This window comes from Priestia megaterium, assembly GCF_023824195.1.
GTDB lineage: Bacteria > Bacillota > Bacilli > Bacillales > Bacillaceae_H > Priestia > Priestia megaterium_D.
This window is the reverse complement of sequence record NZ_CP085442.1, coordinates 3449973-3462972: the sequence shown is the minus strand read 5'-3', so window position 1 is coordinate 3462972 and position 13000 is coordinate 3449973. Positions and strand designations below refer to the sequence as shown.

The following is a 13000-nucleotide window of genomic DNA, read 5'->3' as shown; positions in this document are numbered from 1 at the left end:
CACTACTATTTCTTGCTAGTAGCGGGGTTTGTTTTTTAGGAATATTCATATATGCTTAAAGAGTTTGTCCGTTATCAATCGTAAACACTTGGCCCGTCACGGACTCTTGCTTTAACTGAAACAGAATAGCATCTGCGATATCTTCGGGGGAAGAAATGCGCTGAAGAGGTAGATTTCCTGCAAGCTGATACATTTTATCTTCGTTGCCAGACCACCATCCTGTGTCGACTGCACCGGGAGAAATGCAGTTTACTCGAATATGGGGTGCCAGTGCGATCGCTAACGATTTCGTCATCGTATGAATTGCTGCTTTTGTTGCTGCATAGGGAATAGACGAGCCGATTCCAGTTGTACCCGCAACGCTTCCTACATTAACAATCGCCCCTGACTTTTGCTTTTTTATATGTGGAACGGCTGCTTTTACACAGTGAAACATGCCTTTTACGTTTACATCATATAAAGAGTCCCATACGTCATCAGTTGCAGACTCTAAGTCATTCATGGGGATTTGAGCTGTAATACTAGCGTTATTCACTAATCCATCTAACCGTCCGAATTGTGCAATGGTTTGATCAATCATATTATTAACTTCGTGCTCACTGGCTACGTTCGCTTTAAAAGCAAACGCAATGCCTCCTTTTTCAGCAATCTCCTCCACAACTTTTTTCGCTTCTGTTTCTGAGGAACTGTAGTTTATCACAAGTTTTGCCTCTCTATCTGCTAACTTTAAAGCCGTTGCTTTGCCTATACCAGTGCCGCCGCCCGTAATAATAAATACTTTATTTTTAAAATTGTTCACTTCTATAAACCTTCCTTTCTCTTAACATCTTTTATTATATCTTCGATCAGAAAAAGGATATAATAGGTAATACTAAGAGAGGTATCATTTAAAATGATATCAACGGGGGAATTGAAATTGGAAAGCCAAGACTTACGAATTTTCAAATGTGTGGCAGAAACAAAATCACTATCAAAAGCTGCGGAGGTATTAGGATATGTTCAACCGCATATCAGCCAGCGGATTAAAAATCTAGAGGAAGAATTAGGCACCAAATTATTGATACGTACGAATCGAGGAGTCACGTTAACAAATGAAGGGGAAGCTTTGTTTAGCTACACCCAGCGTATTTTACGTTTAATGGAGGAAGCTAAAGCAGAAGTTAATCCGAATAAGTTTAAAAGATTCTTGATCATTGGTGCCTCGCAGACCGTCTCAGCTATTAAAATTCCTTCTTTATTTTCATCTTTTCTGAAAGAACATCGAAATATTGAAGTTAAAATAAAAACAGATAGAAAACAAGTCTTGCGAGAAATGCTTTCGTACGGAGAAATTGATGGACTTTTTCTTAGCGGTACCTATAACGAGGCTCAGTTTGAAACGGTGTATCACTATGCAGAAAAAATGGTGCTTATCTCACCTCTATATGAAGCTCCAGAAGAAAAAGACCAACCAACGCTACTCATCAATAGTGATGTAAACTGCATCTATAGAAACAGACTATTAGAGTTTTCAAAAGAACATCATCTACATAAAGCCAACATCATGGAATTTGATTCATTAGAAGCTATTTTACAAGGCGTCCGTGATGGACTTGGAATGAGTGTAGTCCCCACTAGTGTAGTAAAATCTCGTGGTGACATGAAGAGCATTCAATATCAAGAGCTTTCAGAAGACGTTCATATTGATTTTGTAGTAAAGAAAGGGAAGCAGCGCTCTCAAAGTCTTAAAAAGTTTATTCATTTTTTAGAGAGTCTATAAATCAAGTTTTTATCTTAAGTTCAAATCTATATGATTTGAACTTTTATTTTTGTCTACATTGTGATTAAATGTTACTCCTTTTAAAATCTACTTTGATATATTGAATATATGTTTTTTATAGCAGAATACTCGTCATGATTTGAAAGATAAATGGATGATATGCCAGGGACTTGTATCTTGGAGGCCGAAATAGTTTATATAAAAACAAAAGGAGTAGATTCTATGAAGGTTTCCTTTTCAAATTCTATAGAAAATGTTGAGTGGTCGAGAATGAAAGAAATTTACCGATCTGTAGGGTGGAAGAACCATGATAAAAACAAAATCAAAAAAATATTTCAATCAAGCAATGTAGTAGCGGTTGCTTATGATGAAAATAAAATAGTAGGGTTCGGCAGAGCTCTTTCAGACGGTGTGTTTAATGCTGCTATCTATGATGTTGTGGTTGACAAGCATTTTCAGAATCAAGGAATTGGACAGCAAATTATAGAAAACCTGCTTGCTCAGCTTAATGATATTTCATGCGTTCATCTTGTTTCCACAGCGGGTAATGAAGAGTTTTATAGAAAAGCAGGATTTCGGAAAATGAAAACCGGCATGGCTCGTTATTTAAAACCTGCTTTAGAGGAAGAATATTTAGAATAAGTTATGTGTTAGATTGTAAACCAAGGGACATTTTAGAGTATGTACCAAATGAATAATAAAGAGGACGTAGAAAAATCTAACGTGTTCCCTTTTGAGGTGCAAACATTGCAAATCACCTCACACTTTTTGTCACCAATATTAATATAATTCTCAATGGAATTCTCTATTTAAATAAATCAATAAAAGCTGAGAAGGGACAGCAATTAAGCTGCCCCTTCATTTTAATTTCACTACCTAATCCTCATGGTTGAAGAAATTTGTTGTCTTTTATTATTGATTGTCGTCGTCGCTTTTGTACTCCAAAATATCACCTGGCTGACAATCCAAAGTCTTACATATCGCTTCTAATGTTGAAAAACGAACCGCTTTTGCTTTCCCATTTTTCAGGATGGAAAGATTCGCCATAGTAATTCCAACCCTCTCTGAAAGCTCCGTTACGCTCATTTTTCGTTTTGCTAACATCACATCAATATTAATAATAATTGCCATATCCTCCACCTCAGACCGTCAAATCATTTTCTGATTTTATGTTAATCGCTTCTTGCAAAAGCCTTTGGAGAACAGCAGCAAAAACTGCGATAACCAACGAAGCAAAAGGAATGACCATTCCAACAAATATGAGACCTGGGGCATCGTCTTTATCTGCCACGAGATAATAGACGGGCAAACCTAAGACATGCAAACTACAGATACAAATGGCGCAGTATTTGATTCCCATTAAAATTCGAACAGATAATTCAGAGAAAGCAATGTTCTTGTCAATATAACTCAACAGTTTAACAGCTTGATAAAGGGCGAAGTAAAAAGGTAATGTTCCTCCATATAAAAGGATGAAAATGATATATTTTATGGAATGAATACCTAAGAAATCCGCTACCGCATCTGCCAGTTCAGGAACTAGAAATATGCACAAAGTGAGAACCAGAATTCCAATGAGAATAACTGCTATCTTCAAAAATAATGTGGTTGCTATCTTCATAAAAAACACCTCTCCTATATTTCGAAATGTTAATTGTTTTTTGGCTGTGAATCCATGACATTCTTTATAGGTTTTTGAAACACGTCCACAATGGCTGCGATGATACTTGTTGCCAAGATGCCCATTAGACCTAGAGATATTGGACCTGCTGCATCATCACCTGTGAATTGAGCATGGACTCTTAAATAAACTATTGCTAACAAAATAAAGAAAATGACAGTAAAAGTGCATTTTTTTATTACCTTCAAAGATTGAAGAGATAACTCAGAGAAAGCATTATTCTTTTCGATATAGGTTAAAAGTTTAAAAATTTGATACCACGCCAAAGAAAACGTAATACATATTCCATATATACATACCAAAAGTGGATATAACGAATAATCACCAGGACGCTCTATAGCATCTCTTCTGGCTGCTTCAGGCAACAAAAATATACATGCGGCAAGCACTGCAATTCCAATCAGAAAAATTATTATCTTTAAGAAAGTGGTAGAACCTGGTTTAACATTCATAAAAAACACCTCACTTATTTAATAATAATAAGAATTTAACATATAATTTATCGTTTTACAATAAAATGTTATCGTTTTTTATTATATTATTGTTGTTATTGAAATATCCTTTTAATTTTAAACAAAATAAAAAACATTTCTCATTACAAAGAAATGCCCTTACTTTAAAATGTTAAATTTACAACTTGTTCAACAAAACTTCCAAACAGTTTAATAAAGTAAATCAACAACGAAAGATATCAGAACCTACTTAAAATAAATAATATCCTTCATCGTAAATTGTTTATTGGCAATCCCAAATCTTTGAGTTGGTGTAGCCTTCACTTTATCCCATGAATTTTACGACCAACAATAGTTGTAGAAAATACGAAGGATAGTTAAAGCTTATTGAGTACATTATCTTCCTTGATAGCAAGTCTTTTCACTTTAGACAAGCTGTTCTTCTTCCTCCTCAGCATTGATTAAGAGTTGGTCTGTAATTCGCTTGTTAAAACGCTTCTTTTGAATCCATTCCATAAAATCTTCGTCTTTGAGCAGATTATTTAAGAATGTATCCACAACTTCATCTTCGCTATATTCAGTGTATTGAGTATAGTATTCAACGATTGCTCTAGTGTGTTCAGAGACTATCCAGTTAACTTTTCATCCTTGAGTTTTCTTAGGGGTAATAAACTCCATATCCGTTTATCCTCCAAAATTCACTAAATAATTCACGGTTAAATTCAAATGATTATTTCCATATTCGAGAATTTTTATGCGAATTCCTGCTTGAATTTAAGGGGAAATAGCAAATATAGAAGTAATACCAAGCAAATAAAAAACGTGAATTCATGTGTGAATTCACGCTAAAAATGCATTATGAAATTAAATTTTGCACCTCAGAAAAGAACCCTTTAATAAAAATCTATGTCCTTTTTTCTTTTTGATGTTGAGACTATGGAATTTGTATATTTCTATTTAATAATATATGGTATTATTTTCTTTGGTTAGGAGGTATTTGAAATGAGTATTCCAAAGGAAAATAAGCCATTTTTACTGACAGTTATTTTGATGGCGGCTGCGTTTGTTGTATTTTTTGCAAATTGGCTGTTTCCTCAAAATTCAATTTTCCCAAGTGAAACCGGTGACTTAACTATTCCGCTGGGGCTGTTTTTCGCGATAGACGTTGGCTTTATTGTGGCATTAGTTTTAGGAGTCCAAACCAAAAAACCGAGCGTTGTGTGGTTTAGCATTATAGCAAACAGTATCTTTTTTGTTTTGCTTTCTGGCTTGATGTTTTTATTAGCGATTGCGAATGGGATTTCTGAGCCGTAAGCCTTTGATTAACTAAAAATTTCATAGATTGCAATAGTAAAAGCTTTCTTAATTAGGAGAGCTTTTTTATTTTTGTAAATAAAAACCACAACTTTTTTTTCTAGATTACGTCTAAGTAACGAATATTAGTTAAAAGGATGGTCAGGACATTGGAAAATACGAAAAAAGAAGAGATTGAGCGTTGGTATGACGAACATAGTGACGCCTTATTAAAATTTATTTTGATGCTCGTAAAAGATTATCAGCAAGCTGAAGATTTGACCCATGAAACATTCGTAAAAGCCTATCTTTCCTATGATTTATTTCAGCAAAACGCTAGTGAAAAGACTTGGTTATTTCGTATTGCTCATAATGTAACGATTGATTATTTTAGAAAACAAAAGCCTACTAGTCTTTTAAAAGACTTTCTTCTTTCGAAAAAGGATCATGCTCGTTTACCTCAAGAAATGATTGAGCTTAAAGAAACTTCTCTAGAACTGTATCAAGCATTAGGAAAGCTCAAAGATTCACATCGTAAAGTTATTTTACTGCGTAAAGTTCAAGGTTTTTCCGTGAAAGATACAGCTGCGATTTTAGGATGGTCGGAAAGTAAAGTGAAATCAGCGCAGTTCAGGGCAATTCCTGCTTTAAGAAAGCAGTTAGTAAAGGATGGGTATGTATATGAAGAAACCGTTTAATTCTTATATAGATGACAATTCACTAGAAAAATTGAATGAGGATTTGATTTGGGAACCAAAAAGGAAGCAAGAGCATAAACAAAGACTTTTAGAAACAATTGATCAATTAGAATCTTCACAACCTGTAAGGTCTAAAAAAAATCTATTTTCTATAAAACAAAATCTTCTTTTAAAAAATGTTGTATATTGTGGTATTGCCCTTTTTCTTTTGAGCGGTGCATTCATTAGTTCAGCTTTTGTTTCTCCAGCAATGGCACAAATGGCTGCTAAAATCCCGTATTTAGGACAGCTTTTTAAGCAAAAGCCTGTAGCCGATGTATTGTATCAAGAACTTGAGAAAAAGGGATATAAAACGGCTAGTGTGGGGCAGACCTATTATGGAGGAAAAAAAGAATTAGTTGTATCGGTAGAAGGGTCGGAGAAGTATTTTAATAAGGTACGAGGAGACATAACTGATATTGCAACCAACATTTTGTCCAAAAGGCAATATGATGCCTACACTTTCAAGATTGAAAGAATGGAGCCGTATGTCTATACAGAACCGAGTGAGCAAGAGAAAAGAATTGAAAAGATTCAAACTGATATTTCTACAGAGTTAGAGAAGCATCATTATGACTTTTTAGTAGCTAACGTTAGTTTTCATTCTCTGCTAAGGGTAGAGCTGGAAATTCCTAATACAGAAACGAGAGTGAAAGAAATAAAAGCCGTTATTCATGCTGTCCTGGCTGAAAATAAGACAGAGAATACTTCAATAAAAATAAAGAAAATAAACCTTAAGAAACGTGATCAAGACAATCGATGGGGAAATATTGTTACAGATGTGGGAGAAGATTTATTAGGGAAAGAGAAGTATCATGTAAAGATGGTAGGCTATTCTGTTCATCCCGAACCACAAGTATTTATTTACACTTCATTAAGCATTTCGGAAGATAATAAGAAATTTGCTGATGAACTTAAAGGAATTATCGATGAATTTCTTAAAACAAAAGAAATGAAAAATAAAGTGAAAGATGATCCTTACAAAGTTGTGATTTACGGAAAAGGGAAGAAAAAACTAAATTAAACACAGCACTTAAATATTTTTCTGTATATGTTAATCAATAACAGATATCTTGAAAGGTTGATAGATTATGATGATAGGCGCCCCTTTATTGATTGCACTGCTGCCTGGTGTACTTGTACTTCTTGTAACTTGGCTGTTCAGAGAGATGAAATGGAACAAGGTCATTAGAATGATTCCTTCAATGCTAACCGTTATTGCTGCCGCTGTTCTTTTTTACATTGGTTATGTAGAGGTAAGAGGCTTTGAAGGTGCTGGCTATTTGTTTTTATCTGTATTTTTGCTTTTATTTGCAGTGGTATCCTATATCGTAGCTAAAAAGCCTGTACGATAATTTTTATAAACTTTATAAATTCTTTATAAATCCCTCCTATACTACGTGTAGGGGGGATTTAATATGAAAAATATCATTTTAGATGTAAGAAGCGTTTCAAAAAAAGTAAGACGTCGTCACTTAGTGAAAGAAGTATCGTTTCAAATTAACGAAGGGGAAATATGCGGACTGTTAGGACCAAACGGAGCTGGTAAAACGACTTTGATTCGTTTGCTGACGGGGTTGATTAAACCAACCTCGGGAGAAGTTTTTATTAATAATAAACATATTCTTTCACAAAGAAAAGAAGCGATGCAAAGCGTTGGCGCAATTGTAGAGTCGCCCATCTTTTTTCCTTATATGACGGGAAAAGAAAATCTAACGAATTTAGCTCGCCTGCATTCATTTCACACAAAACAAGAAAGGCAACAAAGAGTAAAAGAAGTGCTTGATATCGTGGGGTTAACGGGCAGAGAAAACGATAAAGTTCGAACGTATTCTCTTGGGATGAAGCAAAGACTTGGAATTGCCCAAGCGCTCTTAGGTAACCCGGACTTGTTGATACTAGATGAGCCGGCCAACGGCTTAGATCCAATGGGCGTACGTGAACTCCGCGAGCTGCTTTTTACCTTAAAACGCGACTATAACAAAACGATTCTGATTTCTAGTCATTTGCTGGATGAATTACAGCGAGTATGTGATCAAATTGTCGTGATGAGAGAAGGAGAGTTAATGTGGGACGGGGCTTTGGATCAGTTAGCATCCGGTAAAAATCTTGAAGATGCGTTTGTAGAGCTGGTGTCACAATGAAGGAGCTGTTAGTAGCGGAGTGGGAAAGACTCTGGAAAAGAAAAGTGGCGTGGCTGACCTTTCTATTAGTGCCGGTGGTGCTGTTAGTTGCTTCTTCTTATCTCCAAAAACAAAATGGAACAGTTACAGTCGATTTACCACAGTATACGTTTGCGGGAAACTTTCCTGTACTAAGCTTAGCCGAAATGTTATTTACCGTTTTTAATGCGATGTTCTTAGTTTTTATTACGCTCGTTGTTACCGGAGAGTACAGATCGGGACAGCTGCGAATGGTTATGATACGATCGTATTCGTTTAAAGAAATCATCATAGCGAAAGCCGCAGTGATTCTGCTGTTTAATTTACTGTTTTTTATTACGTATTTCTGCATGAGCTATGCGATAGGCTTTCTGATGTTTGAACATCCGCAAACCTACTTTGTGTTTTATCACAGTCATGCTTTCAACATAAAAGAAGCGCTGCTATATAATCTTTCATTCTATGGATATGCCTATTTAACGACTGTTGCGATATGCTGTGTGCTGTTTTTTATCTCTGTCATCAGCAAAACGGCTACTACGGCTGTTGGAATTGGTGTTGCTTTTATACTAATCTCGCTTTCGTATCCGACTTTATTAACAGGGTTTAAGCAGTGGATGAGTGAAGAGCTCTTTGGACAGCTGTTTTTTACTTCCGTACCGATGATTCAATGGCAGGGGATCACAGTCATGATGGCAGAAAAACCGCAGTTTGTAGGCTGGAATTTCGGCGTTTTAGGGTTTTATGTTCTATTCTTTAGCGGTTTAACGTATTTAGCTATTCGAAAAAAAGAATCATTTCTATAAAAGGAGAGAAGAAATTATGACAGGACTTTTTATCAGTGAATTAGAGCGAACGTTTAAACGAAAAAAGACAGCGGCTGTATTAGCCGTGTACGCAGGGTTACTTGCTGTTATTTGGCTCTTTTTATTTCAAATGGGAGGTATTTCTTTTTTTGATGCAGACCATGACGTAAAAATTGATTCTTTAAATTCCGCACCTTTATTTCTTCGAGAGCTGTCGTTTGTTATTACGTTTATTGTCATTCCTATGTTTGTTGCAGATAGTTTTAACGGCGAGTACACGTCGGGAGCTTTGCGCATGGTATTAATTCGACCGCATCATCGTTTGAAGCTGTTTTTTGTGAAATGGACCGTTCAATGTTTGCTAGTTTTTTTTATTCTTTGTATTACTTGGGTAGTGGGGACGTGCCTTGGAAAAGTAGCTATGCCTCACGTGAATGAAACAACGTTTTTAGGCGGACATACGCTAGGGACTTTAGGGGCGTTACTATATTCGCTAAAATTTTACGGCATTTGTTTTTGTATCTTTATAGCGGTAATTAGTATCGCCAGCATCATGAGTATTCTAATGCCTAACTCTATTTTATCTTACGTGGCAACCATTGGTGCTTTAATTGGAAGTGTTTATGTTTCGGATAAACTAAGCTTCTTTTTCTCCGTAACTGATTCTGTTTTTCATGAATTGAGCAGTTCAAACTCTGAATTTTTAGTAAACCTATTATTTCCAATTTTACTCATTAGCCTTATAATAAACCTATTCGTATGGAAAAAGAAAGAATGGGTAGGGTGAGCTGGAGATGAAGCAAACAATTTTACTAGTAGACGACGAAAAAGACATTATTTCATTTATGAAAGATGCGCTGCAGGATGAAGGATATGAGGTGCTGTTCGCTTACGAAGGGCAGGAAGCGCTAAAAAAGTTAAAAATAAATCCAGACTTAATTGTGCTGGACGTAATGATGCCAGGCATGGACGGCTTTGCTCTTTGTGAACTGATCCGAAAAAGCATATCATGCCCCATTATCTTTTTAAGCGCCAAACAAACGGAGCAGGACCGGGTAAAAGGACTATTAGTGGGTGGAGATGATTATTTAGTTAAACCTTTTAGCATGAAGGAACTAAAAGCCCGGATTTATGCCCATCTGCGCCGAGAACAGAGAATTAGCAGTAACTCCTATAACAGGCTTCATTTTGGAGAGTTAACCATTGATTTAAATGGCTATCAAATTTTACATAACAATGAAGTGATTCCGTTTACTTCGAGAGAATTTGAGATTCTTCATTTTTTAGCTCTTCATCCAGGACAGGTTTTTACACGTGAGCAGCTGTATGAAAAAGTTTGGGGCTACGACGCGGAAGGAGATTCGTCTACTATTACAGAACACGTGAAAAAAATTAGAGCAAAACTATTAAAATATGACGAAACACCTTATATCTCGACCGTTTGGGGCATTGGCTACAAATGGGTAAAATAAAAAAATGGATGCACCGAGCAACGTTAAAGGCTCAGTTTGTTTTATCTTTTCATTTGATTTTGCTATATAGCTTGCTCGCTACGCTTTTAACGTGGGGAATTGTCATCACAGTGAACTGGTTTTTTATGCCCGGAGCACTGAATCCCGCCAATTATTACGAAAAGAAAATTCCGGAAATTATCCAGTTTGTGAACGAAAAGGAAGATGCGCTTCTTTCTAAAAGTGCCAAAAGCCAAGTAGAATCTGTTGTTCCGCTAGAAGGAATGGATTATCAAATTATAAATAAAGAAGGACAAATCGTGTATGGCTCCATGTCCACTTCATATATTAAGAGCAAACGTGATTTTTATTCTCAGGTCAATACGAATATCCATGCAGGTAAATATATTATAAAAGTCTATCCGCTTTTTAATTCAAAAGACGAAGTAAATGGAGCCATTGCATTAAGATATCAATTAAATATGGCTTCTACTAACCCAAATATTAAATGGATGGTTGTGCTTGTAACGTTTTTATCGTTAGCCAGTCCGTTTCTTTACTTTTACTTGTTTGCTTATTTATTTGGAAGAAGATTTAGTAAAAAAATTGAACGACCTTTTAATGAGCTGATGACCGCTGCAAAAAACATTCAGCATAATAATTTGGATTTTTCGCTGTCTGTAACTCAAGACGCCAAAGAATTAAGTCAGCTGCTGCATGCCTTTGAAGAAATGAGAAAAGAATTAAAGCAATCGCTATCTAAACAGTGGCAGCTAGAAGAAGACCGCAAAGATATGACCGCTGCGATTGCGCATGATTTAAGAACGCCTCTTACGATTATCCATGGTCATACGGAGATTTTAGTAGAAGGAAGCAAAAAGGATCCAGAGAGGCTCGATAGATATTTACATACCATCTACATAAATACACAGCGTTCTATTCAACTATTAAATCAGCTGCAAGAAGTATCTGTTATAGAAAATCCGGGCTTTACCGTAAAGAGTGAGCCCATTGATATCAACACATTTGTTCATGAAAAAGCAAACGAATTTCAGCTTTTATGTCAAAAAAAAGAAATTGCATTTGTATCTTCAATTAGTGAAACAGAAGCGTCAACCCAATTTTACGGAGATCCTCAGCGCATTTCTCAAGTATTAGATAATATCATTACAAACTGTATTCGGTACACGCCTGAACGAGGGGAGATAGCTTGGAATACCATGATTTATCATAATGAAGTAATCTTTGAAATACATGATACGGGTCCTGGATTTACGTTATCGAACAAAGAGCAGCTGTTTAAAAAGTTTTACAGAGAAGATGCGTCGAGAACAAGCGGCCACGGAAACTTAGGGCTAGGTCTTTATATTGCTCATTCCATTGTGAAAAACCATGGAGGAAGCATCACAGCCGATAATAAGGAGACGGGAGGAGCACTGTTTAAGATTGTTCTTCCGATAGGGAAAGAATAAAACCGTAAAAAAGAACCCTCCAAAAAGAGAGCTCCAAAAAGGGTAAGTAAGAAAGAAATGTACATGTTCCTTTGGGGGGACTGCATCTGTACAGTGAAATTTATACCCGGTGTACACCTGTTAAAACATTGAAAAATAAACCAATAATGTAAAAAAAGATTGGATTAGCTTTTACCATTCATAAAAAAGACTGCAAAGCGGCTGTATACCGTATTCTGCAGTCTTTCTCTAGTTTATTTGCTTAAAAACTCTCTCATAAATCCGTTCACTTTTTCTGGCTGCTCATGTTGAGGAGCATGTCCTACACCGTCTAAGCGATGAATCGTTACGTTTGGAACGTACTCTTCAATGCCGTCTAAATTACTGTTTTCAAAAGCTTCATCCGCATTTCCCCACACAATTAAAGTTGGAGATTGGAACACTTTATGCGGCAGTACCACAGGTTTATGAACGCGCTCTTCAAATGGATAAAGAGAAGACGCACGGTAGTAGTTAAGCATGGATTTCATCGCATTAGGCTGGTTCCACGCCTCTACATATTTAGCTTCTTCTTCTTTTGTTAAATAGCCTTTTTTAATGCCGGGCTCCGTCAGCATTTTTCTTAGTTTTTCACTATTATTCGCTAGTAACTCATCTTGAGAATTTGGCTGTTGGAAAAAGCTCATATAGCTGCTTGCTTCTCGTTGAGCAGGATTTTCAGCAAGCTCTCTTATAAATGTGTAAGGATGCGGTGCATCAAACATCACTAATTTTTTGACATACTGGGGATATGTATAAGCAAATGCCCATGCAACAGCACCGCCCCAATCATGTGCCACTAACACACACTCTTTTTCACCAAATGCTTCAATTAACTGTTTTACATCTTCCATTAGAAGGGGCATGCTGTAAGAAGAAATTTCTTCTGGCTTATCTGATAAGTTATAGCCTCGCATATCTACAGCTACCACGCGATAATCTTTAGAAAACTCTTCTAACTGATGGTGCCACGTATACCAAAAGTAAGGGAATCCGTGTAAAAATAGCATAAGCTCGCCTTCACCTTTTGTTACGTAATGAAGGTTTACATCATTCACTTTCACATAACCGTCTTTAAACATCTTACTCATCCTTTCGCTTTTAATCTTTATTATAGAAAAACTTTACTCTTTATTAGTTGATGTATCAAATAATAAGGTTTCTTTACG

17 protein-coding genes are annotated in these 13000 nt (G+C 36.1%); 11 read left to right on the top strand and 6 right to left on the bottom strand.

What is annotated here, in order from left to right; translation table 11 throughout:
* Nucleotides 1–55: 55 nt before the first annotated feature.
* A complete protein-coding gene (locus tag LIS78_RS17855; protein WP_209150304.1) occupies nucleotides 56–799 on the bottom strand; it encodes an SDR family NAD(P)-dependent oxidoreductase in 744 nt (247 codons plus the stop codon).
* Between the two features lie 117 nt (nucleotides 800–916).
* Here LIS78_RS17855 and LIS78_RS17850 point away from each other — a divergent pair, with 117 nt between their 5' ends.
* Both LIS78_RS17850 and LIS78_RS17845 read left to right on the top strand, forming a co-directional pair.
* Nucleotides 917–1759, top strand: a complete 843-nt coding sequence (locus LIS78_RS17850) for a LysR family transcriptional regulator (RefSeq protein WP_252284112.1) — start codon at nucleotides 917–919, stop codon at nucleotides 1757–1759.
* A 222-nt stretch (nucleotides 1760–1981) separates the two neighbouring features.
* Nucleotides 1982–2401 (top strand): GNAT family N-acetyltransferase, encoded by a 420-nt coding sequence (locus LIS78_RS17845; RefSeq protein WP_209150300.1) that lies wholly within the window; start codon nucleotides 1982–1984, stop codon nucleotides 2399–2401.
* Nucleotides 2402–2671: 270 nt separating this feature from the next.
* On the opposite strand, the gene LIS78_RS17840 is transcribed toward LIS78_RS17845, so the two are convergent.
* The 4 genes from LIS78_RS17840 to LIS78_RS31470 all read right to left on the bottom strand — a co-directional run bounded on the left by LIS78_RS17840 (nucleotide 2672) and on the right by LIS78_RS31470 (nucleotide 4450).
* On the bottom strand, nucleotides 2672–2890 hold the full coding sequence (locus LIS78_RS17840) for a helix-turn-helix domain-containing protein (protein ID WP_195782465.1): 219 nt from the start codon (nucleotides 2888–2890) through the stop codon (nucleotides 2672–2674).
* Nucleotides 2891–2900: 10 nt separating this feature from the next.
* A complete protein-coding gene (locus tag LIS78_RS17835) occupies nucleotides 2901–3380 on the bottom strand; it encodes a DUF2975 domain-containing protein (RefSeq protein WP_195782466.1) in 480 nt (159 codons plus the stop codon).
* 29 nt (nucleotides 3381–3409) lie between these two features.
* Nucleotides 3410–3892, bottom strand: a complete 483-nt coding sequence (locus LIS78_RS17830) for a DUF2975 domain-containing protein (protein ID WP_209150299.1) — start codon at nucleotides 3890–3892, stop codon at nucleotides 3410–3412.
* 426 nt (nucleotides 3893–4318) lie between these two features.
* On the bottom strand, nucleotides 4319–4450 hold the full coding sequence (locus LIS78_RS31470; RefSeq protein ID WP_268241091.1) for a hypothetical protein: 132 nt from the start codon (nucleotides 4448–4450) through the stop codon (nucleotides 4319–4321).
* 444 nt (nucleotides 4451–4894) lie between these two features.
* On the opposite strand from LIS78_RS31470, the gene LIS78_RS17825 reads away from it, so the two are divergent.
* The 9 genes from LIS78_RS17825 (at nucleotide 4895) to LIS78_RS17785 (ending at nucleotide 11813) form a co-directional block, all read left to right on the top strand.
* Nucleotides 4895–5206 (top strand): hypothetical protein, encoded by a 312-nt coding sequence (locus LIS78_RS17825; protein ID WP_195782468.1) that lies wholly within the window; start codon nucleotides 4895–4897, stop codon nucleotides 5204–5206.
* A gap of 149 nt (nucleotides 5207–5355) precedes the next feature.
* Complete coding sequence (locus tag LIS78_RS17820) at nucleotides 5356–5883, top strand: RNA polymerase sigma factor (protein WP_252284111.1); 528 nt, start codon at nucleotides 5356–5358, stop codon at nucleotides 5881–5883.
* The gene (locus LIS78_RS17815; protein WP_252284110.1) at nucleotides 5867–6946 is read left to right on the top strand and encodes a DUF4030 domain-containing protein; all 1080 of its coding nucleotides are present in this window, start codon (nucleotides 5867–5869) and stop codon (nucleotides 6944–6946) included. The genes LIS78_RS17820 and LIS78_RS17815 overlap by 17 nt, the downstream gene beginning before the upstream one ends.
* 67 nt (nucleotides 6947–7013) lie before the next feature.
* Nucleotides 7014–7277 (top strand): YesK family protein, encoded by a 264-nt coding sequence (locus LIS78_RS17810; protein ID WP_195782471.1) that lies wholly within the window; start codon nucleotides 7014–7016, stop codon nucleotides 7275–7277.
* Between the two features lie 63 nt (nucleotides 7278–7340).
* The gene (locus LIS78_RS17805) at nucleotides 7341–8066 is read left to right on the top strand and encodes an ABC transporter ATP-binding protein (RefSeq protein ID WP_195782472.1); all 726 of its coding nucleotides are present in this window, start codon (nucleotides 7341–7343) and stop codon (nucleotides 8064–8066) included.
* Nucleotides 8063–8890, top strand: coding sequence for a DUF2705 family protein (locus LIS78_RS17800; RefSeq protein WP_195782473.1), 828 nt, complete (start codon nucleotides 8063–8065; stop codon nucleotides 8888–8890). The genes LIS78_RS17805 and LIS78_RS17800 overlap by 4 nt, the downstream gene beginning before the upstream one ends.
* 16 nt (nucleotides 8891–8906) lie before the next feature.
* Nucleotides 8907–9677 (top strand): ABC transporter permease, encoded by a 771-nt coding sequence (locus tag LIS78_RS17795; RefSeq protein WP_209150293.1) that lies wholly within the window; start codon nucleotides 8907–8909, stop codon nucleotides 9675–9677.
* A 7-nt stretch (nucleotides 9678–9684) separates the two neighbouring features.
* The gene (locus tag LIS78_RS17790; protein WP_209150291.1) at nucleotides 9685–10362 is read left to right on the top strand and encodes a response regulator transcription factor; all 678 of its coding nucleotides are present in this window, start codon (nucleotides 9685–9687) and stop codon (nucleotides 10360–10362) included.
* A complete protein-coding gene (locus LIS78_RS17785; RefSeq protein ID WP_252284109.1) occupies nucleotides 10350–11813 on the top strand; it encodes a HAMP domain-containing sensor histidine kinase in 1464 nt (487 codons plus the stop codon). The genes LIS78_RS17790 and LIS78_RS17785 overlap by 13 nt, the downstream gene beginning before the upstream one ends.
* Nucleotides 11814–12046: 233 nt before the next feature.
* Here LIS78_RS17785 and LIS78_RS17780 read toward each other — a convergent pair whose 3' ends face one another.
* Complete coding sequence (locus tag LIS78_RS17780; RefSeq protein ID WP_252284108.1) at nucleotides 12047–12913, bottom strand: alpha/beta fold hydrolase; 867 nt, start codon at nucleotides 12911–12913, stop codon at nucleotides 12047–12049.
* Between the last annotated feature and the right edge of the window lie 87 nt (nucleotides 12914–13000).